Annotated in this window: 23 protein-coding genes; 14 read left to right on the forward strand and 9 right to left on the reverse strand. The window is 74.2% G+C overall.

What is annotated here, in order from left to right; all coding sequences use genetic code 11:
* The first annotated feature begins 26 nt into the window (after positions 1–26).
* The 4 genes from ACFC1T_RS11290 to ACFC1T_RS11305 all read left to right on the forward strand — a co-directional run bounded on the left by ACFC1T_RS11290 (position 27) and on the right by ACFC1T_RS11305 (position 6432).
* Positions 27–1199, forward strand: coding sequence for an acyl-CoA dehydrogenase family protein (locus ACFC1T_RS11290; RefSeq protein ID WP_375886539.1), 1173 nt, complete (start codon positions 27–29; stop codon positions 1197–1199).
* A 229-nt stretch (positions 1200–1428) separates the two neighbouring features.
* Complete coding sequence (locus ACFC1T_RS11295) at positions 1429–3015, forward strand: 4-coumarate--CoA ligase family protein (RefSeq protein WP_375886542.1); 1587 nt, start codon at positions 1429–1431, stop codon at positions 3013–3015.
* A 185-nt stretch (positions 3016–3200) separates the two neighbouring features.
* Positions 3201–3821: a TetR/AcrR family transcriptional regulator gene (locus ACFC1T_RS11300; RefSeq protein ID WP_375886544.1), complete on the forward strand. Its 621-nt coding sequence runs from the start codon at positions 3201–3203 to the stop codon at positions 3819–3821.
* A gap of 145 nt (positions 3822–3966) precedes the next feature.
* Positions 3967–6432: a SpoIIE family protein phosphatase gene (locus ACFC1T_RS11305; RefSeq protein ID WP_375886546.1), complete on the forward strand. Its 2466-nt coding sequence runs from the start codon at positions 3967–3969 to the stop codon at positions 6430–6432.
* 62 nt (positions 6433–6494) lie between these two features.
* Here ACFC1T_RS11305 and ACFC1T_RS11310 read toward each other — a convergent pair whose 3' ends face one another.
* The 4 genes from ACFC1T_RS11310 to ACFC1T_RS11325 all read right to left on the reverse strand — a co-directional run bounded on the left by ACFC1T_RS11310 (position 6495) and on the right by ACFC1T_RS11325 (position 10142).
* On the reverse strand, positions 6495–8090 hold the full coding sequence (locus tag ACFC1T_RS11310; RefSeq protein WP_375886548.1) for an MFS transporter: 1596 nt from the start codon (positions 8088–8090) through the stop codon (positions 6495–6497).
* Positions 8091–8163: 73 nt separating this feature from the next.
* Complete coding sequence (locus ACFC1T_RS11315; RefSeq protein ID WP_375886550.1) at positions 8164–8805, reverse strand: TetR/AcrR family transcriptional regulator; 642 nt, start codon at positions 8803–8805, stop codon at positions 8164–8166.
* 159 nt (positions 8806–8964) lie between these two features.
* Entirely contained in the window at positions 8965–9357 is a 393-nt protein-coding gene (locus ACFC1T_RS11320) for a cell division protein SepF (protein WP_375886552.1), read from the reverse strand.
* 269 nt (positions 9358–9626) lie between these two features.
* A complete protein-coding gene (locus ACFC1T_RS11325; protein ID WP_375886553.1) occupies positions 9627–10142 on the reverse strand; it encodes a DinB family protein in 516 nt (171 codons plus the stop codon).
* A gap of 253 nt (positions 10143–10395) precedes the next feature.
* Here ACFC1T_RS11325 and ACFC1T_RS11330 point away from each other — a divergent pair, with 253 nt between their 5' ends.
* On the forward strand, positions 10396–11946 hold the full coding sequence (locus ACFC1T_RS11330; protein WP_375886555.1) for a TolB family protein: 1551 nt from the start codon (positions 10396–10398) through the stop codon (positions 11944–11946).
* A 118-nt stretch (positions 11947–12064) separates the two neighbouring features.
* Here ACFC1T_RS11330 and ACFC1T_RS11335 read toward each other — a convergent pair whose 3' ends face one another.
* From ACFC1T_RS11335 to ACFC1T_RS11350, 4 genes are all read right to left on the reverse strand, one after another.
* Positions 12065–12316, reverse strand: a complete 252-nt coding sequence (locus tag ACFC1T_RS11335) for a hypothetical protein (RefSeq protein ID WP_375886557.1) — start codon at positions 12314–12316, stop codon at positions 12065–12067.
* Positions 12317–12537: 221 nt separating this feature from the next.
* Complete coding sequence (locus ACFC1T_RS11340) at positions 12538–13296, reverse strand: TVP38/TMEM64 family protein (protein ID WP_375886559.1); 759 nt, start codon at positions 13294–13296, stop codon at positions 12538–12540.
* 9 nt (positions 13297–13305) lie between these two features.
* Complete coding sequence (locus tag ACFC1T_RS11345; protein ID WP_375886562.1) at positions 13306–13869, reverse strand: HEAT repeat domain-containing protein; 564 nt, start codon at positions 13867–13869, stop codon at positions 13306–13308.
* A 114-nt stretch (positions 13870–13983) separates the two neighbouring features.
* Positions 13984–15216: an MFS transporter gene (locus tag ACFC1T_RS11350; RefSeq protein WP_375886564.1), complete on the reverse strand. Its 1233-nt coding sequence runs from the start codon at positions 15214–15216 to the stop codon at positions 13984–13986.
* Positions 15217–15299: 83 nt separating this feature from the next.
* Between ACFC1T_RS11350 and ACFC1T_RS11355 the strand changes: the two genes are divergently transcribed.
* From ACFC1T_RS11355 to ACFC1T_RS11395, 9 genes are all read left to right on the forward strand, one after another.
* Positions 15300–16484: an ROK family transcriptional regulator gene (locus ACFC1T_RS11355; RefSeq protein WP_375886567.1), complete on the forward strand. Its 1185-nt coding sequence runs from the start codon at positions 15300–15302 to the stop codon at positions 16482–16484.
* A gap of 161 nt (positions 16485–16645) precedes the next feature.
* A complete protein-coding gene (locus ACFC1T_RS11360; RefSeq protein ID WP_375886570.1) occupies positions 16646–17062 on the forward strand; it encodes a molybdopterin-binding protein in 417 nt (138 codons plus the stop codon).
* A 27-nt stretch (positions 17063–17089) separates the two neighbouring features.
* Positions 17090–17527 (forward strand): hypothetical protein, encoded by a 438-nt coding sequence (locus ACFC1T_RS11365; protein ID WP_375886571.1) that lies wholly within the window; start codon positions 17090–17092, stop codon positions 17525–17527.
* Complete coding sequence (locus ACFC1T_RS11370; protein WP_375886572.1) at positions 17524–18267, forward strand: glycerophosphodiester phosphodiesterase; 744 nt, start codon at positions 17524–17526, stop codon at positions 18265–18267. Before ACFC1T_RS11365 ends, ACFC1T_RS11370 begins: the two co-directional genes overlap by 4 nt.
* Positions 18264–19397, forward strand: coding sequence for a winged helix DNA-binding domain-containing protein (locus ACFC1T_RS11375; RefSeq protein ID WP_375886575.1), 1134 nt, complete (start codon positions 18264–18266; stop codon positions 19395–19397). The genes ACFC1T_RS11370 and ACFC1T_RS11375 overlap by 4 nt, the downstream gene beginning before the upstream one ends.
* 179 nt (positions 19398–19576) lie before the next feature.
* Positions 19577–20605 carry an AI-2E family transporter gene (locus ACFC1T_RS11380; RefSeq protein ID WP_375886578.1) on the forward strand — a complete coding sequence of 343 codons (1029 nt, stop codon included), beginning with the start codon at positions 19577–19579 and terminating at the stop codon, positions 20603–20605.
* A gap of 78 nt (positions 20606–20683) precedes the next feature.
* Positions 20684–21556 carry a virginiamycin B lyase gene (locus ACFC1T_RS11385; RefSeq protein WP_375886580.1) on the forward strand — a complete coding sequence of 291 codons (873 nt, stop codon included), beginning with the start codon at positions 20684–20686 and terminating at the stop codon, positions 21554–21556.
* A gap of 362 nt (positions 21557–21918) precedes the next feature.
* Positions 21919–23568: a cytochrome c oxidase subunit I gene (gene ctaD, locus ACFC1T_RS11390; RefSeq protein WP_375886641.1), complete on the forward strand. Its 1650-nt coding sequence runs from the start codon at positions 21919–21921 to the stop codon at positions 23566–23568.
* A gap of 128 nt (positions 23569–23696) precedes the next feature.
* Positions 23697–24230, forward strand: a complete 534-nt coding sequence (locus ACFC1T_RS11395; RefSeq protein ID WP_375886582.1) for a hypothetical protein — start codon at positions 23697–23699, stop codon at positions 24228–24230.
* Positions 24231–24337: 107 nt separating this feature from the next.
* On the opposite strand, the gene ACFC1T_RS11400 is transcribed toward ACFC1T_RS11395, so the two are convergent.
* Positions 24338–24718, reverse strand: a complete 381-nt coding sequence (locus ACFC1T_RS11400) for a peptidoglycan-binding protein (RefSeq protein ID WP_375886585.1) — start codon at positions 24716–24718, stop codon at positions 24338–24340.
* Positions 24719–24779 lie beyond the last annotated feature (61 nt).

The raw sequence follows: 24779 nt of genomic DNA on the forward strand, positions 1-24779 counted from the left end.
TCACCCGCCCAGCGGAAGGACCGCGCATGTCGCCCGTCGGCAGTCAGCTCCTCGAAACCCCCGAACGCACCGCCCTGCGCCAGGCCGTCGGCGACCTCGGCCGCCGCTACGGCTCCGCCTACTACCTGGCCAAGGCCCGGGCCGGCGAGCCCGCCGAGGAGCTGTGGGCGGACGCGGGCAAGGCCGGCTACCTGGGCGTCAACCTGCCCGCCGAGTACGGCGGCGGGGGCGGCGGCATCAGCGACCTCGCCATCGTCCTGGAGGAACTCGGCACCGCGGGCTGCCCGTTGCTGCTGCTGATCGTCTCCCCGGCGATCTGCGGCACGGTGATAGCCCGGTACGGCACCGAGGAGCAGAAGCGCCGCTGGCTGCCCGGACTGGCCGACGGCAGCCGCAGGATGGCCTTCGGCATCACCGAGCCGGACGCGGGCAGCAACTCGCACCGGATCTCCACCGTCGCCCGCCGGGACGGCGAGGACTGGCTGCTGACCGGCCGCAAGGTCTTCGTCTCCGGCATCGACCACTCCGACGCCGTGCTGTTCGTGGCCCGCACCGAGGACGCCCGCACCGGCAAGCTCAAGCCCTGCCTGTTCGTCGTCCCCCGGGACACCCCCGGCTTCGAGTACCGGGCGATCCCGATGGAGCTGGTCGCCCCCGAGAAGCAGTTCCAGGTCTTCCTGGACGACGTCCGGCTGCCCGCCGACGCCCTGGTGGGCGACGAGAACGCCGGCCTGCTCCAACTGTTCGCGGGCCTCAACCCGGAGCGCATCCTGACCGCCGCCTTCTCCCTCGGGCTGGCCCGGCAGGCGCTCGGCAAGGCCGTGGAGTACGCGAAGACCCGCACGGTCTGGTCCACCCCGATCGGCGCCCACCAGGGCCTGGCGCACCCGCTGGCCCAGTGCGCGGTGGAGGTCGAGCTGGCCCGGCTGATGACCCAGAAGGCCGGGCTGCTCTACGACGCGGGCGAGGACCTGGCCGCCGGGGAGGCCGCCAACATGGCCAAGTACGCCGCCGGGGAGGCCGCCGCCCGGACGGTCGACCAGGCGGTGCAGACCCTGGGCGGCAACGGCCTCACCCAGGAGTACGGCCTGGGCGCCCTGCTCGCCGCCACCCGGGTCGGCCGGGTCGCCCCGGTCAGCCGGGAGATGATCCTCAACTTCGTCGCCCAGCACACCCTGGGCCTGCCCAAGTCCTACTGAGCCCCCGGCACCGAGGGGCGCGCGGCCGCCACCGCAGCGCGCAGGTCGTCACCGCACGCCGGTCGGGTCGTCCGAGCGCCCTTCGGAGCAGCTGCGCCACGCCTGCCCCGCCCCCGGTTTCCCACAATGGCCCAGCCCCGCCCGGACTGTCCGTATGCTCCTGAACACGCCCCGTGCCATCCGCTCACCGATTTGGTTGCTGCGTCAACTTCCTTACTGGAGGCATGCCTTGGTGTTCCGTAGCGAGTTCCCGGACGTCCCCGTCATCGACCTGCCGATCCATGACGCGGTGCTCGCCGCCGCCGCCGGGTACGGCGAGCGGCCGGCCCTGATCGACGGCCTCACCGGGGAGGAGGTCAGCTACGCGCGGCTGGCCGCCTCCGTCGAGCGGGTCGCCACCGGACTGGCGGAGAGCGGGGTGGGCAAGGGCGACGTGGTGGCCCTGTTCAGCCCCAACTCGGTCACCTATCCGATGGCCTACTACGGCGCCAGCCGGGCCGGTGCCACCGTGACCACGGTGTCCTCCCTCAGCACCGCCCGCGAGCTGGCCGGCCAGCTCGCGGACAGCGCCGCCCGCTGCCTGATCACCGTCTCCCCGTTCCTGGCGACCGCCCGCGCCGCCGCCGCGCTGCTGGCCGCCGACGGCCGCCCGCCGGTCGAGGTGATCGTGCTGGACGGCGCCGAGGGCCACCGCTCGCTCGCCGACCTGCTGGCCGCCACCGGCCCCGCCCCGGAGCCCGCGATCGACCCGGGCGAGGACGTCGCCGTGCTGCCGTACTCCAGCGGCACCACCGGACTGCCCAAGGGGGTGATGCTCACCCACCGCTCGATCGCCACCAACCTGGCCCAGACCGACGCCCTCTACCGCCCCTCCGTCGGCGAACGGGTGCTCGCGGTGCTCCCCTTCTTCCACATCTACGGCCTGACGGCGCTGCTCAACCAGCCGCTGCGGTGCGGCGCCACCGTGGTGGTGCTGCCCCGCTTCGACCTGGAGCAGTTCTGCGGTGCGGTCGAGCGGCACCGGGTGCAGGGCCTGGTGGTCGCCCCGCCGATCGTGCTCGCGCTGGCCAAGCACCCGGTCGTGGCCGACTTCGACCTCTCCTCGGTCGAGTACCTGCTGTGCGCGGCCGCCCCGCTGGACCAGGAGCTCGCCGAGGCCTGCGCCCGCCGGCTGGGCCTGCCGCACCTGCTCCAGGGCTACGGGATGACCGAGCTGTCCCCGGTCACCCACGTCGTCTCCCCGACGGAGAGCGACCCGGTGCCCGGCTCGGTCGGCCGGATGGTCCCCTCCACCGAGCTGCGGGTCATCGCCCTGGACGGCTCCGGCCGGGACCTCGGGCCGGGGGAGCCGGGCGAGCTGCTGATCCGCGGCCCCCAGGTGATGAAGGGCTACTTCGGCCGCCCCTCCGACACCGCCGCCATGGTCGACGCCGAGGGCTGGCTGCACACCGGCGACATCGGCCACGTGGACGGGCGCGGCTACCTGTTCGTCGTCGACCGGGTCAAGGAGCTGATCAAGTACAAGGGGTACCAGGTCGCCCCCGCCGAACTGGAGGCCGTCCTGCTCGGCCACCCGCAGATCGCCGACGCCGCCGTCATCGGCGTCCGGGACGCCGACGGGACGGAGTGCCCCAAGGCCTTCGTGGTCCGCGCCCCCGGCAGCGGGCTCACCGCGGAGGAGGTCACCGGGTACGTCGCCGGGCAGGTCGCCCCCTACAAGAAGGTGCGCGCGGTGGAGTTCGTGGACGCCGTCCCCAAGTCGGCGGCCGGCAAGATCCTCCGCCGCGAACTGCGCGCCCGCGAGGCCGCCCGCTGAGACCCGTCGGCCGGGACCCCGTCGGCCGGCGCCAGGGCGGCCAGGTCCAGGGCGCCCGGGACCCCGCAGCCCGGGACCCGGGCGGCCGGAGGGCGCGGCCCGTCTGTGAGGATCGACCCGCGGCGCCCCGACCCGCCGCGCCCCGACCGGAGCAGACCCCATCGACACAGGAACCGCCACCCGCCATGACCAGCCAACCCGCCGTCCGCACCCCCCAGCAGGACCGCAGCCGAGCGACCCGGGCCCGGTTGCTCGCGGCCGCCGTGGACTGCCTGGCCGAGCTCGGCTGGCAGGGCTCCACCGTCACCGTGGTCGCGGAACGGGCCGGCGTCTCCCGGGGCGCCGCCCAGCACCACTTCCCGACCCGCGAGGACCTCTTCACCGCGGCCGTCGAGCACGTCACCGCCGAGCGGCTGGCAGCCGTCCGCGCCCACGCGGACGAGCTGCCGGCCGCCGGCCCCGACCGGACCCGGGCCGTGGTCGACATGATCGTCCGCCTCTACACCGGCCCGCTGTTCCGGGCCGCCCTGCACCTGTGGACCGCCGCCGCCACCGAGGACGGCCTGCGCGAGCGGATCGTCGCCCTGGAGGGCCACGTCGGCCGGGAGGCCCACCGGGCCGCCGTGGAGTTCCTGGACGCCGACGAGACCCGCCCGGGCGTGCGCGAATCGGTGCAGGCCACCCTGGACCTCGCCCGCGGACTCGGCCTGGCCAACCTGCTCACCGACGACAGCCTTCGACGTTCCGGAGTGATCCGGCAGTGGGCGGGCGTTCTGGAGAGTACGCTGCGGCCGGTACGCCCATGACGCCCGTACAACCGAGCGACCGGACGGCCCCTGACCAAGGGGTCGCCGGGCGGCCGATGTCCGTGCAGTCTGGAGAAGAACCCCGGCCGGCACCGACCGCGAGGCCCACCCGGCCGGGCACGAGCCGAACCGGGGTGCTGCCTGAATGCACGGACACGAGTGGGACGCGACCGCCGCCGCCGGCCCCGCGCCGAGCGGCGATCCCGTACGTCCGGACGGCCACCGCCTCGTCCCGCTCGCCACGGCCCTGCTGCAGAGCGACGGTCTAATCCTGCACTGGAGCGAGGACGCCGAGGCGCTGCTCGGCTACTCCGCCGAGGAGGCCGTCGGCAGCTACGCCGCCCGGCTGCTCACCGACGAGACCGACCGGCCCGCCGTGCTCGGCCTGTTCCAGCGGATCATGTCCGGCAGCGGCGCCTCCTTCGTCTTCCCGGTCCGTCACCGCGACGGCCACCGGGTCGAGCTGGAGTTCCGCACCTATCCGATCGCCGGACCGGCCGGCACCCTGCTGCTGCTCGCCACCGCCTCCGACACCCGGGCCCTGCACGCCGTCGAGGCCGACCTCGCGGTGCTGGACGGCGTCTTCGGCCGCTCCCCGATCGGCATGGCCGTCTACGACAGCGACCTGCGCTACGTCCGGATCAACGAGGCGCTGGCCCGGATGAACGGCGTGCCGGTCTCCGCCCACCTCGGCCGCCGGATATCCGCCGTCCTGCCCGGCATCAACAGCGGCGAGATCGAACAGACCATGCGACAGGTCCTCAAGACCGGCAAGCCCGTGGTGGACGCCCGCTCGCACGGCCGCGTCCCGGGCGACCCCAAGCGGGACCGCGCGTGGTCCGCCTCCTACTTCCGGCTGGAGGACTCCACCGGCCGGGTCTTCGGCGTCTGCTCCTCGATCATCGACGTCACCGAACGCTTCCAGGCCGAGGCCCGGGCCGCCCGGGCCCAGGAACGGCTGGCCACCATCGCCGAGGCCACCGCCCGGATCGGCACCACCCTCGACCTCCAGCGCACCGCCGAGGAACTCATCGAGGCCGTCGTGCCCCGGTTCGCCGACTTCGCCACCGTCGACCTGCTGGAACCGGTGCTGCGCGGGTCCGAGCCCACCCCGATCCCCTCCGACCGCTCCGTCACCCTGCGCGCCGTCGCGGTCGGCGAGAACTACGACACCGGCCTGGCGCACGCCGTGGACGTCGTCGGCGAGACCTCCGAGTACGCCCCCGACCGCAGCTACACCCAGTGCCTGCGCAGCGGGCGGCCGCTGCTGCGCGCCCACGTGGACGAGGAGGTGCTGCGCGGCCTGGTGTCCAGCGAGGACCGGGTCGCCCCCGGGATGGCCGCCGGCATCCACTCGTACCTGATGGTGCCGATCACCGCCCGGGGCATGGTCCTCGGCGGCTCCGAGTTCATCCGGATGCGCAACCCCGAGCCGTTCAACGACGCCGACGTCGCGCTCGCCGAGGAACTCGTCGCCCGCACCGCCCTGGCCCTGGACAACGCCCGGCTCTACCGCCGGGAGCGGGAGACCGCCCTCACCCTCCAGCGCAGCCTGCTGCCGCAGGAGATCCACCGCACCCTCGGGCTGGAGATCGCCTACCGCTACCTGCCCAGCAGCGTGGTGAGCGAGGTCGGCGGCGACTGGTTCGACGTGGTGCCGCTGTCCTGCGGGCGGGTCGCCCTGGTGGTCGGCGACGTGATGGGCCACGGCATCCGGGCCGCCGCCACCATGGGACAACTGCGCACCGTCGCCCGCACCCTGGCCACCCTGGACATGCCGCCCGAGCAGGTGCTCACCCGACTGGACGAGACCGCCTCGGGGATCGGCGAGGGCCAGTTCGCCACCTGCATCTGCGCCGTCTACGACCCGCTGGAGCGCACCGTCCAGGTCGCCTCGGCCGGGCACCTGCCGCCGGTCTGGGTCGGCACCGACGGCACCGCCCGCAGGATCGAGGTGCCGCCCGGCGTCCCGCTCGGCGTCGGCGGGGTCGCCTTCGAGTCCATCGGCTTCACCCTCCCCGAGGGCGCGCTGCTCGCCCTCTACACCGACGGACTGGTGGAGCGGCGCGGCCAGGACCTGGACCACGGCATCGACCGGCTGGCCCGCACCCTGTCCGGGCCCGGCCGGACGCTGGAGGAGAGCTGCGACGCGGTGATCGGCGCCCTGGTCACCGACGGCACCGAGGACGACATCGCGATGATCATGGCCCGGGCGCTGCCGGTGCCGGCCGACCGGGTCGCCACCCTCCCGCTCACCGGCGGCGGCAAGCTCCCCGGCAAGGCCCGCCGCTTCACCCGGGCCGCCCTGGACGCCTGGGGCCTGAACGCGCTCTCCGACTACGCCGAACTGCTGGTCAGCGAACTGGTCACGAACGCCCTGCTGCACGCCGAGGCGCCGCGCCGGCTGCGGCTGTTCCGCGACCGGGTGCTCACCGTCGAGGTCTCCGACGCCGGCGGCGCGGCCCCGCAGCTGCGCCCCTTCGCGGAGCAGGACGAGGGCGGGCGCGGGATGTTCCTGGTCAGCGAACTCGCCCAGCGCTGGGGCAGCCGGCTGACCCGGGACGGCAAGGTGGTCTGGGCCGAGCTGGAACTGCCCTTCGGGGTCTCCTAGCCGCCGCCCGACATGCGAGAACGGTCGTTCCCGTCATCGGGAACGACCGTTCTCGCGTCTCCTTACGCGCGCACCTGGGGCTGCTCCGCCTGCTCCGGCTGTCCCGGCCCGGCGGCGACCGGCCCGGCGGTGACCGGCTCGGCCGCCGTCGGCGCGGACAGCCCGCGCAGCAGCAGCCAGGCCAGCACGCCCGCGCCGAGCAGCAGCACCCCGGCCAGCAGCCCGGCGCTGTTCATGCCGTGCACGAAGGCGTCCCGGGCGCTCGCCAGCAGCGGCTGGGCGAGGTCCGGCGACAGCCCCTCCGCCGTCTCCACGGCCGCGCCCAGCGACTCCCCGGCCCGGGCGGCGACCTCCGGGGAGGCCCCGGCCGGTACGGACAGCCCGTTCGCGTAGATCGAGCCGACCACCGAGCCGACCAGCGCGATGCCGAGCGCGGTGCCCAGCTCGTACGCGGTCTCGGAGACCGCCGAGGCGGCCCCGGCCTTGTCGGCGGGCGCGGCGCTCAGCACCAGGTCGGCGCCGAGGGTGTAGACCACGCCCTCCGCGGTGCCGGTGATCAGGAAGGAGACCGCCAGCAGCAGGTAGGTGGTGTCCTGCTGGAGCCAGCCCAGCGCGCCCGCCGCCAGGCCCATCGCCAGCAGGCTGACGGTCAGCGCCCTGCGCGCGCCGAAGCGCCGGGCGATCCGGGCGGTCAGCAGACCTCCCGCCACCGAGCCGGCGAAGGCCGGTAGCTCCGCCAGGCCCGCCTGGAGCGGCTCGTAGCCGCGCACCAGCTGGAGGTACTGCGAGACCACGAAGATCACGCCGGACAGGCCGACCAGGGAGATCAGCGAGGCCGTGACGGCGGCGGTGAACCGCCGGTCGCGGAACAGCCGGACGTCCAGCAGCGGGGTCTCCAGCCGCAGCTGGCGGCGGACGAACAGGGTGAGCGCGGCGGCACCGAGCAGGAAGGTGACCGGGACGTCCCAGCGGGCCACGCCGTGCGCGGCGGCCTCCTTGATCGCGTAGACCACGCCGATCACCCCGGCCATCGACAGCCCGACGCTCAGCACGTCCCAGCGGCCCGGCTTCGGGTCCTTGGACTCCGGCAGCAGCCAGGCGCCGAGGACCAGCAGCAGGAGCAGCACCGGGATGTTCAGCAGGAACACCGAGCCCCACCAGAAGTGCTCCAGCAGCAGCCCGCCGACCACCGGCCCGAGCGCGGCACCGGCCGTGGCGGCCGCGCCCCAGATGCCGATCGCGGTGGCCCGCTCCCGGTCGTCCGGGAAGAGGCTGCGGATCAGCGACAGGGTGGAGGGCATGATCGTCGCCCCGGCGACGCCGAGCAGCGCGCGGGCCAGGATCAGCCAGCCCGGCCCCGGCGCGTACGCGGCCAGCAGGGAGGCCGCGCCGAAGGCGGCGGCACCGGTCAGCAGCAGCTTCTTGCGGCCGATCCGGTCGCTCAGGGCGCCCATGCTGACCAGCAGGCCGGCCAGCACGAAGGAGTAGGAGTCGCCGATCCACAGGAGCTGGGTGCCGCTGGGGCGCAGCGTCTCGCTGATGGACGGAATGGCGAGGGAGAGCACGGTCGCGTCGAGGGCGACCACGGTGACGGCCAGCACCAGGACGGCGAGGCCGGTCCAGCGCTGGCGGACGGTCAGGGCGGGGGTACTGCTCATGCGCCCACCTCGCTGCGCTCGGCAGACGCTTCGCTCAATGCGCTGCCCTTGATGATTCGCTCGCTTCGCTCGCTCATGGTGTATCGGTTTCCGGTTTCCGGTCCGAGGTGCTGTGGGTCGTGGCGACAGGGATGGTGACAGGTGCGGGGGAGGGGGCGGGTGCAGCGGCCTCCGGCCGGCGCAGCGCGCCGCCGAGGAACAGCTCGGCGAGCGAGAAGGCGGCGTCGCGCGGGGCGAGCCGGCCGTCCTGGATGGCCCAGCCGATCCCGGCCACCAGGTCGAAGAAGGCCTCGCTCAGCCAGGCGGCGCTCAGCTCGATCCGGAAGACGCCCTCGCGCTGCCCGCGCAGGAAGAGCGCGTGCAGCCGGTCGATCTGGACCTCCCAGAGGTCGTTGATGTCCGCGTGGTCGTAGAGCTGGTTCTCGCCGGCCAGGAAGGCGCAGAGCATGGCGTCCGGGACGGCGGCGTCCACCAGGCGGCGCAGTGCGGCCTGGGCGTCGCCCTCCTCGGTGGCGGCGGTGTCCAGGGCGGCGGCGAAGCGCTGCAGGCCCAGCAGGCCGACCTCGCGGATCAGCGCGTCGCGGCCGGGGAACAGCCGGTGCAGGGTGGCCCGGCTGATGCCCGCGCTGCGGGCGATCTCGTCCAGGTGGGCGGTGGGGCGGCGGGACAGCACGCCGACGGCGGCTTCCAGAACGGTGTCGCGGTCGGTGGCCATGCAACGAGTGTAGGCCAGGTGAGACACCGGTGTCTCACTTTTACGGTGCGGATCTCATTTGCGAGGCCGGTGACCGGTCGGCGGGCAGCAAAAAACCGGGGACGGCTGGTGCCGTCCCCGGTCGGGGTGGAGCGGGCCGTACGGCCCGCGCCGCTGCGCTCAGCTCTGGTTGTAGAACCCGGTGTCGTCGATCGGCCGGTCGATCACCATCACCTCGACGTCCGCCGGGGTGAGCAGGAAGACCCGGCGGGCGATCCGCTCGATGCCGCCCTGGGTGCCGAAGATCAGCCCCGAGGCGAAGTCGACCATGCGCTTGGCCTCGGCCTCGTTCATCTCGGTGAGGTCCATCACCACCGGGATGGACGCCCGGATGTGCTCACCGACCGTGCGGGCCGCCTCGAAGCCCGTCGGCCGCAGGGAGACGATCTTCGCGGGCGCGGGGACGGCCGGCACCGTCTCCTGATCCACCCACTCGTCGTCGTACACCGCGGCCGGGTAGTTCCCGGAGGGCATCAGCCACCCGTTGTGGTGCTCGTCGCGAAGTGCTCCCATGCCGCGCCTCCCTGCCTCGTCCCGTCTGGTCCCCCGGGGGTGAGTGTCCTTCTTGACACGTCATCCACTCGACGGAACTGTCCGAGTATCGCACTGTTCACCGGTCCCGTGCCCGCTCGCGGCCCCCGTAAGAGTCGTGCCGTGCCGGAAACCCGGGCGGACCCGGGCAAAGAGAGCGACGCGGCGCAGCTCCGTACGGTTGCGCGCGTAGACCATATCGGTAGCGGTCACCGCGCAATTGACCTTCTGTCAACAATGCGGAAACGATTTCACTCGCCGGTCGAACCGTCCACCAGTTCGCGCAACAAATCCGCGTGACCGTTGTGTCGCGCGTACTCCTCGATCATGTGGACCAGGATCCAGCGGAGCGTCACCTCCTGGTCGTGGCGCGGCCGCTTGCCGACGGTGTCCAGCGGCAGACCGGCCGACGCCCGGCGGGCGGCCTCGATCTCGGCGCGCCAGGTGGCGAAGTCCGCCGCGACGTCGGCGGTGGCCACGTTGTCGAAGTCGCCGTCCGGATCCGCCTCGGTCCAGTAGTGACCGGTGGCGACCTCCGCGCCCAGCAGCACGCCCTGGAACCAGTGCCGTTCCACCTCGGCCATGTGCCGGACCAGGCCGAGCAGCGAGAGCGTGGACGGCGGGACGGAGCGCAGCCGCAGCTGGTCGTCGGTCAGGCCCGCGCATTTCAGGGCGAGCGTGCTGCGGTGGTAGTCGAGCCAGGAGGTGAGCATGGCGGCCTCGTCGGCGGCCATCGGCGGGTCGACCCGCGGGGTGAGTTCGGTCATGCCGGACATCCTGGCCGCCGACGGCCCGCCGGTGCGACCGAATTGTCGCCCGGCGGGTGGGTCGGTGGGTGGGGGAGGGCGACGGCGGCGGCCGGCGGGTGTTGGCCTTCTGTCCTGCGGCACGGGCTCGTTGGTGGATTTTCCGCCGAGATCACCCTGGGCCGTTGACCGCCGGGCCTCCCGACCGATTGGCTCGGTCGAGAGCCCGCCGCCGGGAGGGAGCCCGGCCGGGCGAGCAGAGGGGACTGAGCTCATGACACGTACCACCCGGACCACGCGTACCACCCGGGGCACCCGCGACCGCCGGCTGCTGGGCGCCGGCAGCGTGCTGGCCGCCGCCGTCGCACTCGCCGTCACCGCCGCGCCCGCCCAGGCCGACCCGGTGCTGCGCGGCACCGTCCGGATCAGCACCGGGGTGAACGGCGCCGCCCCCGACGACCAGTCCTGGAGCCAGGGGGTCAGCGCGGACGGCCGCTACGCCCTGTTCACCTCCTGGGCCAAGAACCTGGTGCCCCAGCCCACCGTGGGCGGGCGCGACGCCTATCTGCGGGACCTGCGCACCGGCCGCACCGAGCGGGTCAACCTCTCCGACTCGGGCGAGGCGCTGAACGGCTGGACCGACCAGGCCGCGATCAACGCCGACGGCCGCTACGTCGCCTTCGAGAGCAACGCCGACAACGTGGTGCCCGGCATGCAGGTCAAGGGCCGCACCGAGGTGTACCTCCGGGACCGCAGGACCGGCCGCACCGAGCTGGTCAGCGGCGGGCTCACGGCCACCGACACCGACCAGTTCCACGCCTCCTACGCGCCGCAGATCAGCGCCGACGGCCGGTACGTGGTCTACGTGTCCTCCCGGACGGACCTCGACCCGACCGTGGTGGACCCCGCGCCCGGAGCCGGTGCCGGTGCCGGGGCCGCACCCGGGGCCGCGCCCTCGCTGGCCAGGCCGTACACCTGGAAGATCAACGTCTACCTCACCGACCGCCGGACCCACACCACCCGGCTGATCTCCCGGGACACGGCCGGCAAGCCGGGCGAGAGCACCTCCTTCCGCCCCACCATCAGCGCGAACGGGCGCACCATCGGCTTCGGCTCGCTCTCCGAGCTGCTGCCGACCGGGCCGACCCCCGCCCCGGCGGCCCCCACCGCCCCCAGCGCCCGCGCCGCGGCGCCGGAGCTGGCCCTGGCCCGGCCGACCAGCGCTGTCTACTACACCTGGAACGCGGCCTCCGGGAAGCTCACGCCCGCCAGCTACGACGTCGACGGCAAGGTCGCCGACGCGGACTTCGACGCCACCGTCAGCCCGGACGGCCGGTACGCCGTCTACTCCCTGCCCGAGCCGGGCGGCTCCACCGGCGGCCACCGCTACCACACCGTGCTGCACGTCCGGGACCTGCGGACGGGCGCGGTACGGAAGGTGAGCGGCGGCCTGCCGGGGACCACCTCGGTCGGCTCCTCCGGGCACGGCTCGATCACCGCCGACAACCGCTGGCTCTACTTCGACTCCGCCGCCGACAACCTGGTGCCGGGCCCCCAGCACCCGGGCTGGGACGTCTACCGCCAGGACCTGCGCACCGGCCGCACCGAGCGGGTCACCACCGCGCCGGACGGCTCGGCCGGCAACGGCTCCTCCAACGCCCCGTTCGTGTCCGCGGCCGGGAATACCCTGGTGTTCGAATCGACCAGTGGCAACCTGGTCGCCGGCACCGACGCCCCGGCGGCCGAGGGCTCCCAGGCCTTCGCCCGGCCGACCGGCAGCCGGTCGGACGACGGCGACGACCAGGGCGAGGACCAGGACGACTGACCGGGACGACCGACCGGGCACCGCGGGCGGGGGCGCTCCCCGCCCGCGGCTCACCGGGCGCCCGGTCGCATTCCGGAATTCGTGCACGGAACGATGATCCGCGCGCCGGGATCGGCTCCTAGCAGTTGCCGACCTTCACGGCTCGCCACGGCATTCCGCACGGGTCCTGGGTCGGTCCCTGCGGGCGGACGAATCCCCAGAGGGTGCCGTTCTCGCACTTCTGGACCTGGGAGAGGTCCAGGCAGGCGTTGGGGTCGAAGGTCATCGCGCTCGCCTGCGGGGCGTTGACGGTGTTGACGCCCAGCAGCGGGATGGCCATGGCGGCCCCGCCGATGAGCAGGGAGACGGCCTTCGACTTCTTCGACTTCATGAATTGCTGCCTTTCCGTTCGTGCATGAACAGCCGAAAGGCATCGCCCCCCGGCCGGTCGAGAATGGCACGGGCAATTCGGCGAGATCAACAGGGTGCACAGCGGGGCAAGGGTGAACAAAATGGACGTGTGTCCGTGCACTAACTACGGAGCGAAGCGGGCTCGCCGTGGGTAGTGACGCTCCGTCATGTTGTAAATCTCATGGTTTACCGGAGAAGGGGTCAGTCGGTACGCGGACGACGGCGGGCCGCGTAGGCCCGCCAGGCGCCGACCAGGCTGCCGAGCACCAGCAGGGCGATCACCCCGGCCGAGACCAGGAAGGCCGCCGAGCCGGGCTGGTCCGCGCTGGCGGCGGCCGTCACGTAGACGGCGGTGGTCGGGACCACGCCGATCGCGGTGGCGAGCAGGAAGGGGAGGAAGCGGACCCCGGAGAAGGCGGCGCCGTAGTTCCCGGCCTGGAAGGGCAGGCCGGGGAGCAGCCGCAGCACCAGGACGCTGCGGAAGCCCTGGTCGGTGAAGCGCTGGTCGAGGGCGCCCAGCACCTTGCCGCGCAGGTACGGCCTGAGCGCCTCCCGGCCCAGGCCCCGGCCGAGGCCGAAGGCCAGGGCCGCGCCCAGGGTGGTGCCGAGGACGGCGAGCAGCACGCCCTGCTGGATGCCCAGCAGCACGCCGGCCGCGGCGTTCAGTGCGGGGCGCGGGACGAAGGCGAGCGTGCCGACGGCGTAGACCAGGGCGAACAGCGGGGCGAACCAGTAGCCGGGCAGCCGGTCCGCCAGGCCGCCGGAGAGCAGGTCCGTCGGGCTCCACAGCAGCAGCGACCCGGCGCACGCCCCCAGCAGGACCACCAGCAGGCCGAACCGCCACCAGGGCGAGCGGCCCGGGGCCCGCTCGGTGGTCTCCGCGGCCTCGGCGGGTTCGACCGCTTCGGCGGGAGCGGCCGGAGCGGCGGAGTCGGCGGGCGTGGTCAGGGCTGCGGGCACGGGCCGAGCCTAGCCGGTCCCCGCCACGGGCCGGTCCGGGGTGCGCGGGGCGGTCCGCCGGTGGATCGGCCCGCCCGGGGCGTACCACCCCGCCTTCTTCCGGACGGCCGGGCTGCGGTCCCCGGTGCGGGCGGCCGTCAGGGCGTCGGCGGCGCGGGCGTCGGTGTGGACGAACTTGCCGACCAGCTCGGCGGCCCGCGACCGGACCCGGGGGTCCGGGTCGTCGGCGAGGTGGCGGAGGGCGGGTTCGAGGACCAGGCCCGCGCCCGGCGCGCAGGCGTCGTCCTTGCAGCGGTCGCAGGCCAGGGCGTGGAAGGCGGCGATCCTGACCTCGGGGTCCGGGTCGTCGGCCATGGTGATCAGCCGGCCCATGGAGTCGGTGTCGACGAGGTGGTCCAGGAGCTGGCAGCAGCCCTCCCGGACGGCCGCGCGGTCGTCGGCCAGGCCGGCCCGGATGGCTTCGAGCGCGTCCGCCCCGCGCCGGAGCAGCTCCCGGTACGCGGCCACGGTGCGTTGTGGGTCGCCCAGGCAGGCGACCAGGGCTTCGTTGTCAGTTCTGACGAATCCGAGCACGGCCCCAGTGTCGGCCCGCAACGCCCGCCCGGGCAAAGGGATTTCGCCCCGGGGAGCGGTCGGTGGGGTGGCGGCGCGGCGTCCGGGCCGTCGCGCCCGGCGCGGGAATCCCCGTCAGATCGTCGAGAGGTCCTTGCCGGAGGCGTTCTCCGGCGGCAGCCCGGTCACGTTCTCCCCGGCGGAGTTCGGTTCGGCCCGGCGCAGGGCGCCGGCGCTCAGCAGGAGGGCGAGGGCGAGCAGGGTGACCAGGCCGAAGGAGACGGTCAGGGAGGTGGCCTGGGCGAGGGCGCCGATGACGGCGGGGGCGATCAGGCCGGAGGTGTAGGTGACGGTGGCGACGCCCGCGATGGCCTGGCTGGGGTTGTTGCCGATCCGGCCGGCGGCCGCGAAGGCCAGCGGGACGATCACCGCGACGCCGATGCCGATCAGGGCGAAGCCCGGGACGGCCAGCGCCGGGGTGTCGGCGGCCACCACCAGGACGCCGCCCAGGGTGGCGACGGCCCCGCTCAGGCGGCTGGTGCGGACGGCGCCGAGGCGGCGGACCACCGCGTCGCCGGCCAGGCGGCTGACCGCCATGGTGAACGCGAAGGCGGTGTACGAGGCGGCGGCCACGGTGGCCGAGGCGCCGGTGACGTCCTTGAGGTAGACGCCGCTCCAGTCCATCGAGGCGCCCTCGCCGAACACCGCGCAGAAGCCGACCAGGCCGATCACCAGCGAGCTGCGCGGGGGCAGGGCGAAGCGCGGCGGGGCCTCGGACTCCTCGGGGGAGCGGAGGTCGGGCAGTCCGCGGCAGACCGGCTGGGCGAGGGCGAGCAGCACGAGGGCGGTGACGGCCAGCTGGAGCCGGGCGTCCAGGGCGAGGTGGGCGGCCAGGATGCCGAAGCCGGAGGCCACCAGGCCGCCCGCGCTCCACATCCCGTGCAGTCCGGACATGACCGAACGGCCGAGGCGCTGCTCGATCTCCACGCCCTGGGCGTTCATCGCGACGTCCGCCGTGCCGGCCGTGGCGCCGTACACCAGCAGTACCGCGCACAGGGCGGGCAGCGAGGGGGCGAGCGCGGGCAGGGTGAGGGCCAGGCACCAGAGCGAGAGCAGTCCGCGGACCGCCGCCCGGCCGCCGTAGCGGTGGACGACGCGCCCGGCCAGCGGCATCGCCAGGGAGGAGCCGATGGCGGGCATCACCAGGGCGAGGCCGAGCTGCCCGGGGGAGAGGTCCAGGCGGTCCTGGATCCACGGGATGCGGGTGACGAAGGTGCCGCCGACGGCGCCGTGCACGCCGAAGACCAGCGCGATGCTCCGGCGGGCGCGGCGTGGTTCGGAGAGCGGTTCGAGACTGGTGGCGGTCATGCTGCGGTTCCCTCCCGGTCCTGGTGGTCGATAAACTATCAGGAAGGGACCCTGATAGAAACACTCTGGAAGGATGATCCGCCATGACCACCGTGCGTACGGCCACGCCGAGCACCGCCCGGGCCATCAACGACCGGCTGGCGCTCAACCTCCTGCTCGAACAGGGCCCCCTGACCGCGACCGAGCTGCGCGACCTCACCGGCCTCTCCCGGCCGACCGTCGCCGACCTGCTCGACCGCCTCCAGCGCACCGGCCTGGTCGCCGTCGTCGGCGAGCGCGGCGAACAGCGGCGCGGCCCCAATGCGAGGCTCTACGCGCTGGTCGCCTCCCGCGCCCACATCGCCGCCTTCGACGTCCGCGAGGGCGGCGTCAGCCTGGTCGTCGCCGACCTCGCCGGGCGCACCCTCGGCACCGCCGAGATCCCCGTCGAGGCCGACGGGCCCCAGGACACCGCCGCGGCGATCGTCCGCACCCTGCGGGAGACCGCGCGCGGCGCCGGCGTCGAGCGGCTGCACACCGTCGCCGTCGGCGCCCCCGGCCTGGTCGACCCCGCCACCGGCCGGCTGCACAGCACCGGCCAGCTCCCCCGCTGGCATGCCGAACTCCTCGCCGCGCTGCGGGAGTTGCCCGACACCGAGGTGATCCTGGAGAACGAGGTCAACCTGGCCGGCCGGGCCGAGTACCGGGTCGGCGCCGCCCGCGACCGCGACACCTTCGTGCTGATGTGGCTCGGCCACAGCGTCGGCGCCGCCGTCATCCTCGACGGGCGGCTGCGCCGCGGCTTCTCCGGCGGCACCGGCGAGATCTGCTTCCTGCCCGTCCCCGGCGCCACCGGACTGCCCAGCGCCGACAGCTGCGAGGGCGGCTTCCACGGCCTGGTCGGCAGCGCCGCCCTGTGCGCGCTGGCCCGCGCCCACGGGCTGCCCGTCGGCCCGGCCGACGACGCGGCCACCGCCGAAGCCGTCGTGCGCGCCGCCCTGGCCGGCGGGGACGCGGGTGCGGCCTTCCTGGACGAGCTGGCCGAACGGATCGCGCTCGGTGCGGCCAGCGTCTGCGTGGTGCTCGACCCCGGCTGCGTGGTGCTCGGCGGCGAGATCGGCCGGGCCGGCGGCGCCGAACTGGCCCGCCGGGTGGAGCGCTGCCTCGCCCGGCTCTCCCCGCTGCGCACCGAGGTGCGGGCCGGCACGGCGGGCGGCGGCGCCGTCCTCGCCGGGGCGGTGCTCACCGCCGGGGACGCCGTACGGCGGGACCTCTTCGGCGAGCTGTAGGGGGTGTCCTGTGGATCAGGCCGGGACCGCGCTGATCCACAAGACACTTCCTGGGCCTGTTTTCCGTCCGCGTCCCCGGTACGGCAGGATGGCCGCCGGGGGGCGCGAAACCCGCCGGGGGGCGCGTACCCCGTAGCTCGAACCACCGTCAGGAGTCGTACATGGGCCAGCCCGAGGTGCCGGTCAACCCGTACCGGATCGGCGAGGCGGCCGCGCTGCTCGGTGTCAGCGCGGACACCATGCGGCGCTGGGTGGACGCCGGGAGGGTCGCCGCGGTGCGGGACGAGCACGGGCACCGGATCATCCCCGGCGCCGAACTCGCCGCCTTCGCGCGGGAGCTGGCCCGGCCGGAGAACGCCGAGGCCGAGGGGCGCCCCTCCTCGGCGCGCAACCGCTTCCCCGGGATCGTCACCGAGGTGCGGCTCGGCGACGTGGCCGCCCAGGTGGAGGTGCAGGCCGGGCCGTTCCGGGTGGTGTCGCTGATCAGCCGGGACGCGGCGGAGGAGCTGAACCTGGTCCCGGGCGCACCCGCGACTGCCGTCATCAAGTCGACCAATGTGATGATCGAACGGCGCTAGTGCCGGTCTGCTGAACGAGAGGCCCGGATGAACCCCCCGAACCTGCCGACCACCCAGGCCGCCGTCCTGGCGATCGAGGCGGTCGCCGCCCGCCACGGCCGCACCGTCCGCGCCCAGCACGACATCGGCAGCGACCGGACCTTCGCCGGGCTGGTCGGCCAGGACGACGAACCGGGTGCCATCCCGCACGAGGCCCTGCTGGAGTTCGACGGCAGCCCGCACACCGCCGTCCGGCTGTTCACCCACGACGAGGCCGCCGTCACCGTGGAGGGCATCGCCTTCGACGTCCCGCGCGACAGCGTCCCGGCCTTCCTGAACTCGGTCTGGTCCGGCCTGGTGCACGTCAAGGTCCGCACCTTCCCGCCGTCCAGCACGCTGATCGTCACCGTCCCCGGGGAGTCCGGCTACCGCGAGGCCCTCGGCGTCCACGACCTCACCCCCTGGCTTTCTGGAAAGATCCGATGAGCATCCCCGCCGCCTCCGCCGCCGCCGTTCCCGCCCCCGCCGACCGCCGCCCGGTCCTCGCCGTCGCCCACCGCGGCGACCCGTACCGCCACCGCGAGAACACCCTGCCCTCGGTGGAGTCCGCGCTCGCCGCCGGCGCCGACGCCGTCGAGGTGGACGTCCAGCTCACCCGGGACCGGGTGCCCGTGCTGCTGCACGACACCACCCTCGAACGCCTCTGGGGCGACCCGCGCTCGATCGGCCGGGTCACCACCGAGCAGCTCGCCGAGCTGCGCCAGGGCGACCTGGCCGTCCCCACCCTCGCCGAGGCGATCAAGGCCGTCGCCGCGGCCGACGGCCCCCGGCTGCTCATCGACCTCGACGAGCCCGGCCCGGCCGCCGCCACCTGGTCCGTCGTCACCGGACAGGGCGCCGAGGACCTGGTCGCCTTCTGCGGGCCCGCCACCGCGATGCTCGCCGTCCGCGCACTCAGCCCCGACGCCGAGATCGCGCTCACCTGGAAGCAGCCGCGGATGCCCGCCCCCGCGCTGCTGCGCGACCTGCGCCCGCGCTTCCTCAACCCGCCGTTCGGCCTGGTCACCCCCGACTTCGTCCGGGCCGCCGCCGACGAGGGGCTCGCCGTCTCCACCTGGACCGCCGACCTGCGCCGCACCATGCGCCGACTGCGCGACACCGGGGCCGCCTCCATCACCACCAACCGGATCTCCGTACTGCGCTCGGTCCTGGACGGCCGCCGGTGACGGTGCTCGGCCCCCGGGCCCTGGGCCGCGCCCTGCTGGCCCGCCAGCACCTGCTCGCCCGCACCGACCGGACACCCGCCGAGGTCGTCCACCACCTCGTCGGACTCCAGGCCCAGGCCGTACCGCAGCCGCCCTACCTCGGGCTGCTCTCCCGGCTCGACGACTTCACCCCGGACGGGCTGAGCGACCTGCTCGACCGGCGGGCCGCCGTCCGGATCGCGCTCCAGCGCGGCACCATCCACCTGGTCACCGCCCAGGACTGCCTGACCCTGCGCCCGCTGCTCCAGCCCGTCCTCGACCAGGCGCTGCAGACCACCTACGGCCGACGGCTCGCCGGGCTCGACCGGGCCGCGCTCGCCGCCGAGGCCCGCACGCTGGTCGAGCGGGAGCCGCGCACCTTCCAGCAGCTCGGCACGCTGCTGGCCGCCACCCGCCCGGACCGCGACCCGGCCGCGCTGGCCCAGGCGGCGCGCTGCCTGCTGCCGCTGGTCCAGGTGCCGCCGCGCGGGCTGTGGGGGCGCAACGGCCCGGCCGCCCACACCACTGCCGAGGCCTGGCTCGGCCGCCCGCTGGACCCGGTGCCGTCGCGGGATGAGCCGGACCGGCTGGACGGGCTGGACGGGCTGGTGCTGCGCTACCTGGCCGCCTTCGGCCCGGCGAGCGCGGCGGACCTGCGGAAGTGGTCCGGCCTCGGCGGCCTCGGCCCGGTGCTGCGGCGGCTCGCGCCGCAGCTGCTCACCTTCCGGGACGAGCGGGACCGGGTGCTGTACGACCTGCCCGGGGCGCCCCGGCCGGACCCGGACGTCCCGGCGCCGGTGCGGCTGGTCGCGCCCTTCGACAACCTGCTGCTCTCGCACGCCGACCGGAGCCGGGTGCTGCCGGAGCGGTACAAGGACCGGGTGATGACCCGGAACGGCCTGGTGCTCGGCACCCTGCTGGTGGACGGGCTGGTCGCCGGGACGTGGCGGTACGCGGGGCCGGCGGAGGGCGTGGTCGTCGAGCCGTTCGTCCGGCTGGCGCGGGCGGACCGCGCGGCGGCGGAGGCCGAGGCGGAGCGGGTGCTGGCCTTCGCGGGCGCGGACGGTGGCCCGCGCGGACCGGTGCGGATCGAGGCGGCCGGCGGGGCGTAGAACGGGCGGATCGTCAGATTCTCTGCTGAGCTGGGTCGGGTCCGGACTCGTCGCCGCCGGACCCGATGACGACCCCGGCGGAGGTGGCCGTGTCCGTGGAGCGCCCGTCCGGTGGCCCGCCCGCTGGTCCGTCCGCTGGGCCGTCCGGTGGCCCGCCCGACCACCGCAGGCCGTACCTGATGCTGCCGCCCGCCGTGCGGCAGGCGGCCGCCTGGTCGGTGGCGGTGATCCTGCTGATCACCGTGGGCTCGCTGGTGGTGTTCGCACTGGTCGAGCTGCGGGCCGCGACCGTGCCGTTCGTCCTGGCGCTGCTGGGGGCCTCGCTGCTGTACCCGGTGGTGCCCTGGATGGTCCGGCGGGGCGTCAGCCGGGGCCTGGCGGCCGGGCTGACCTGCGTGCTGCTGGTCGCGGCGGTGGCCGGGGTGATCGTCCTGCTGGTCAACTCCCTGGTGCACAGCGCTCCGCAGATCGCCGGCTCGCTCCCGGCGGCGGGCCGCCGACTGGCCGAGTGGCTGGGGCCGTTCGGGGCGAAGGTCGAGCACGCGCTGGCCAATGCCAAGGGTGAGACCAACTCGCTGGTCTCGACGCTGACCAACGGCGTGCTGTCCGGCCTCGGCCTGCTCACCCAGTTGATCACCGGCGCGGTGCTGGCCCTGGCCCTGGTGTTCTTCTTCCTGCGGGACGGCCACCGCACCGGCGACAGCATCCGCGCCCACCTGCCAGGCCGCGGCGCCGAGACGGTGGTGGCCTGCGCCGAGCGGGCCTTCGAGGCGATGGCCGGCTTCATGCGCGGCACCACCCTGATCGCCCTGATCGACGCGGGCTTCATCACGGTCGGCTTGCTCGCCCTGGGCGTCCCCGGCGCCCCGGGCCTGGGCGCGCTGGTCTTCATGGGGGCGTACATCCCCTTCGTGGGCGCCTTCCTGTCCGGCACCGTCGCGGTGCTGGTGGCCCTCGCCGACGGCGGCCTGGGTACGGCGCTGTGGGCGCTCGGGGTGGTGCTGACGGTGCAGATGATCGAGGGCAACATCCTCCAGCCGATCATCCAGAGCCGGACGGTCGAGCTGCACCCGGCGACCATCATGGTCGCCGTGGTGGCCGGCTCCGGCATCGCGGGCATCCTCGGCGCCCTGCTGGCGGTGCCGGTCTGCGCGGCGGGGATGGGCGTGATCTCGGTGCTGCGGGGGCTGGGCAGCGATCCGGGGTGAAATCGGTTGCCCGGGGCGGGACGGGCGTGCGAGCATCACTAACGCGACAACGGTCGCGATAGTTTGAGAGGGGCGCGGGTGGAACTGATCGATGTGGCCGAGGCGGGGGACGGGCCGTACGGGATCACGGTGGGGCCCGACGGCGGGGTGTGGTTCACGCTCATCCGCGCCGGGGAGATCGGGCGGCTGGCGCCGGACGGCTCGGTGCGGCGGTTCGGGCTCGGCACGCCGCGCTGCGCGCCGTCGGTGATCACCGCCGGCCCGGACGGCGCGCTCTGGTTCGCCGAGATGAACACCGGCCGGATCGGCCGGATCACGGTGGACGGTGAGGTCTCCTCCTTCGCGCTGTCGGCGATCGGCGTCGGGCCGGGCGGGATCGTCACCGGGCCGGACGGGGCGCTCTGGTTCACTGAGGTGAACGCCGACGTGGTCGGACGGATCACCGTGGACGGGGAGGTGACGGAGTACCCGCTGCCCGTCGAGGGGGCGATGCCGGCGCACATCACCGCCGGGCCGGACGGCGCGCTGTGGTGCGCGCTCAACCAGGCCGACGCGCTCGCCCGGGTGAGCACCGACGGCGACGTGACCGTCCACCGGCTGCCCACCGCGGGCACCGCGCCGGTCGGGATCACCGCCGGCGCGGACGGCGCGCTCTGGTACGTCGGGATCGGCGGCGGACTGGTCGGGCGGATGACCGTGGACGGGGAGGTGACGGAGTACCCGCTGGCCGACCGGGGCGCCAGGCCGCACGCGATCACCGCCGGCCCGGACGGGCGGCTCTGGTTCACCGAGTGGGCCGCCGGCCGGATCGGCGTGCTCACCCCCGACGGGCGGCTGGACGGCCACGCCATCCCCGGCCGGGGCGCCGAGCCGCACGGGATCGTCGTCGACCCGGACGGCACGGTGTACGCGGCGCTGGAGCGCGGACAGCTCGCCCGGCTGAGGGGCTGAGGGGCTGAGGGGCTGAGGGGCTGAGGGGCTGAGGGGCTGAGGGGCTGAATCCGCCCGGGTCCCGCCCGGGTCACGGCCCGGGTCCCGGTCGGGAGGTCCCGGCCACGGCCGGGAACTCGGGCCCAGCGGCCCCGGGCGGGCGGGCCCAACGGCCCTGGGGTGCACGGGGCGTGCGTTCGGATCATGGATCGCCATCCATTCGCACGACGTTCCGAAGGAGCGCGTCCTTGAGCGCCACCCAGGCACAGGGCGACCCGACCCCACCGCCAACGCCCCTGTCGGCAGGGCCGGTTCGGCCCCGCCGACCCGGCTCGGCCGTGGTCAGGCTGCTGACCACCACCGACCACAAGACGATCGGCACCATGTACCTGGTGTCCTCGTTCGCGTTCTTCCTGATCGGCGGCATCCTCGCGCTGGTCATGCGCGCCGAACTCGCCCGGCCCGGAACGCAGATCCTCTCCAACGAGCAGTTCAACCAGGCCTTCACCATGCACGGCTCGGTGATGCTGCTGCTGTTCGCGATGCCGCTGTTCACCGGCTTCGCGAACTGGATCATGCCGCTGCAACTCGGCGCCCCCGACGTGGCGTTCCCGCGCCTGAACATGCTCTCCTACTGGCTGTTCATGTTCGGCTCGCTGATCGCCGCCGCGGGCTTCGCCACCCCGCAGGGGGCCGCCGACTTCGGCTGGTTCCTCTACGCGCCGCTCTCCGACGCCGTCCACTCGCCGGGCGTCGGCTCGGACATGTGGATCATGGGCGTGACGCTGTCCGGCTTCGGCAGCATCTTCGGCGCCGTCAACTTCATCACCACGATCATCTGCATGCGCGCGCCCGGCCTGACCATGTTCCGGATGTCGATCTTCTGCTGGAACGTGCTGCTGACCTCGGTGCTGGTGCTGCTGGTCTTCCCGGTGCTGGCCGCCGCACTGCTCGCGCTGGAGTGCGACCGCAAGTTCGGCTCGCACGTCTTCGACCCGGCGAACGGCGGGGCGATGCTGTGGCAGCACCTGTTCTGGTTCTTCGGGCATCCCGAGGTGTACATCCTGGCGCTGCCCTTCTTCGGGATCGTCTCCGAGGTCATCCCGGTGTTCAGCCGCAAGCCGATGTTCGGCTACTCCGGCCTGATCGCGGCCACCATCGCGATCGCCGGGCTCTCGGTCACGGTGTGGGCGCACCACATGTACGTCACCGGGCAGGTGCTGCTGCCGTTCTTCTCCTTCATGACCTTCCTGATCGCGGTCCCGACCGGTGTGAAGTTCTTCAACTGGGTCGGCACCATGTGGAAGGGCTCGCTGAGCTTCGAGACGCCGATGCTCTGGACGGTCGGCTTCCTGGTCACCTTCCTGTTCGGCGGGCTGACGGGCGTGCTGCTCGCCGCCCCGCCGATCGACTTCCACGTCTCCGACTCGTACTTCGTCGTCGCCCACTTCCACTACACGCTGTTCGGCACGGTGGTGTACGCGATGTTCGCCGGCTTCCACTTCTGGTGGCCGAAGATGACGGGCAAGAAGCTCGACGAGCGGCTCGGCCGGATCACCTTCTGGACGCTCACCGTCGGCTTCCACGCGACCTTCCTGGTCCAGCACTGGCTCGGCGCCGAGGGTATGCCGCGCCGCTACGCCGACTACCTGGCCTCGGACGGGTTCACCACCCTGAACACCGTCTCGACCATCGGGTCGTTCCTGCTCGGCCTGTCGATCCTGCCGTTCCTCTACAACGTCTGGAAGACCGCCAAGTACGGCGAGAAGGTCACCTCGGACGACCCGTGGGGCTGGGGCCGCTCGCTGGAGTGGGCCACCTCCTGCCCGCCGCCCCGGCACAACTTCGTCAAGCTGCCCCGGATCCGCTCCGAATCCCCGGCCTTCGACCTCCACCACCCGGACATCGCGGCCCGGGACGTCCTGGTGCACAGCGGGAAGCCGGCGACGCACCTGGGCGACGTCGAGCCGGTGAAGTACGACCGGCCGCTGAGCCGGGCGGAACGGGCCCGGGCCTCGTCCCTCGACGGCTGAGGCCCGATCCACACGGCACTCCCAGCCCCCCGAACGCCGTCCCCGCCCGCGTCGCTGCCCCCGGGCGGGCGGGGACGGCTCCTCCTCCCACCCTCCGTCACTCCCCTTGCGACACCGGAAGGCCGGCCATGACCCACACCGTCCTCGCCATCGGCACCGCCGCGCTCACCGCGAGCGGCTGCGTCTGGTACCTGCCCGCCATCGCCGACCTCCAGGCCGGCGCCGACCGGCCCCGCTCCACCCGCACCGCGGCGGCCGCCTGCGTGCTCTGGTGGGCCGCGCTCGCGCTGGCCGGCGGACTGCTGCTCGCCTGGCCCGACTGGCGCCCCGCCGCCCAGGTCGCCCTGGCCGGGCTGGTCGGCGGCACGGTCCTACGGGTGCGGGCGCTGCGGGACCGGCGCGGGGAGCGGCGGGAGACTGCGGCCCACTGGGCGGCGCTCGACGTCGGGCCGGTGCCGCGGGGCGGCCGCCCGTCGGCCGTCGCCCTGGCGGGCTGGCTGCTGGTGGGCACCGCCGTGGCCGTGCCGGCCGCGGTGTCGATCCTGCTCACCGACGGCGGCGGGTCGGCCGCGAAGGCGGCCCTCGCGGCGGTCGGCGGGGCGGGCGTGGCGCTGGCCTTCCTGCTGGTGGGCCTGGGGAACGCCCGGCGGCAGGGCCGCTGAGCGGTCGTCCGCCGGGAGCGCTGAGCGGTCGTCGGGACCGCGCTGCCGACGACGGCGTCCGGCCCGTGCCGGAAGGGGGCGGCACGGGCCGGACGGGTCCGGTGGGATCAGTACATGGTCGGGATGTACTTGTAGCAGGGCTGGGTGTTGCTGTAGATCATGATGTCGCCGGTGATCCTGCCCACGATGCCGTCCGGGACGACGCTCGGGTTGCTGTGGCTCTGGACCGTCTGGTAGCGGACCACCAGGGCCTTGGTCTTCGGGCCCCAGATGCCGTCCTCCTGCACCCGGGCGCCCGAGTCGCCCACGACGTTGGCGACCCAGTCGTTGAGGATCGTCTGCACGCAGTGGACGGAGTTGTAGCCGTTCGGGTAGCCGTCGCCGATGTAGGAGGCGCCGGTCGAGGCCTGGGCCGGGGCGGCCAGGGCGAGGGTCACGGCCGCGGTGGCGAGGGCCAGGGTGGTCCTGAGGGCGAGCTTCGTCCGCATCACGGGGTTCCTTCTCCGATCGGCCCGGTACGGAGTCCGGGCGGGCGGTCATCAGCCAAAC

It is taken from the genome of Kitasatospora sp. NPDC056076 (genome assembly GCF_042266305.1).
Lineage (GTDB): Bacteria > Actinomycetota > Actinomycetes > Streptomycetales > Streptomycetaceae > Kitasatospora.

Bases quoted from the DNA above. Each gene is read 5' to 3' on its own strand.
- ACFC1T_RS11290 (WP_375886539.1), top strand. From the start codon at position 27: ATGTCGCCCGTCGGCAGTCAGCTCCTCGAAACCCCCGAACGCACCGCC.
- ACFC1T_RS11300 (WP_375886544.1), top strand. From the start codon at position 3,201: ATGACCAGCCAACCCGCCGTCCGCACCCCCCAGCAGGACCGCAGCCGA.
- ACFC1T_RS11305 (WP_375886546.1), top strand. From the start codon at position 3,967: ATGCACGGACACGAGTGGGACGCGACCGCCGCCGCCGGCCCCGCGCCG.
- ACFC1T_RS11310 (WP_375886548.1), bottom strand. From the start codon at position 8,090: ATGAGCAGTACCCCCGCCCTGACCGTCCGCCAGCGCTGGACCGGCCTC.
- ACFC1T_RS11315 (WP_375886550.1), bottom strand. From the start codon at position 8,805: ATGGCCACCGACCGCGACACCGTTCTGGAAGCCGCCGTCGGCGTGCTG.
- ACFC1T_RS11320 (WP_375886552.1), bottom strand. From the start codon at position 9,357: ATGGGAGCACTTCGCGACGAGCACCACAACGGGTGGCTGATGCCCTCC.
- ACFC1T_RS11325 (WP_375886553.1), bottom strand. From the start codon at position 10,142: ATGACCGAACTCACCCCGCGGGTCGACCCGCCGATGGCCGCCGACGAG.
- ACFC1T_RS11330 (WP_375886555.1), top strand. From the start codon at position 10,396: ATGACACGTACCACCCGGACCACGCGTACCACCCGGGGCACCCGCGAC.
- ACFC1T_RS11335 (WP_375886557.1), bottom strand. From the start codon at position 12,316: ATGAAGTCGAAGAAGTCGAAGGCCGTCTCCCTGCTCATCGGCGGGGCC.
- ACFC1T_RS11350 (WP_375886564.1), bottom strand. From the start codon at position 15,216: ATGACCGCCACCAGTCTCGAACCGCTCTCCGAACCACGCCGCGCCCGC.
- ACFC1T_RS11355 (WP_375886567.1), top strand. From the start codon at position 15,300: ATGACCACCGTGCGTACGGCCACGCCGAGCACCGCCCGGGCCATCAAC.
- ACFC1T_RS11360 (WP_375886570.1), top strand. From the start codon at position 16,646: ATGGGCCAGCCCGAGGTGCCGGTCAACCCGTACCGGATCGGCGAGGCG.
- ACFC1T_RS11365 (WP_375886571.1), top strand. From the start codon at position 17,090: ATGAACCCCCCGAACCTGCCGACCACCCAGGCCGCCGTCCTGGCGATC.
- ACFC1T_RS11370 (WP_375886572.1), top strand. From the start codon at position 17,524: ATGAGCATCCCCGCCGCCTCCGCCGCCGCCGTTCCCGCCCCCGCCGAC.
- ACFC1T_RS11380 (WP_375886578.1), top strand. From the start codon at position 19,577: ATGCTGCCGCCCGCCGTGCGGCAGGCGGCCGCCTGGTCGGTGGCGGTG.
- ctaD (WP_375886641.1), top strand. From the start codon at position 21,919: ATGTACCTGGTGTCCTCGTTCGCGTTCTTCCTGATCGGCGGCATCCTC.
- ACFC1T_RS11395 (WP_375886582.1), top strand. From the start codon at position 23,697: ATGACCCACACCGTCCTCGCCATCGGCACCGCCGCGCTCACCGCGAGC.
- ACFC1T_RS11400 (WP_375886585.1), bottom strand. From the start codon at position 24,718: ATGCGGACGAAGCTCGCCCTCAGGACCACCCTGGCCCTCGCCACCGCG.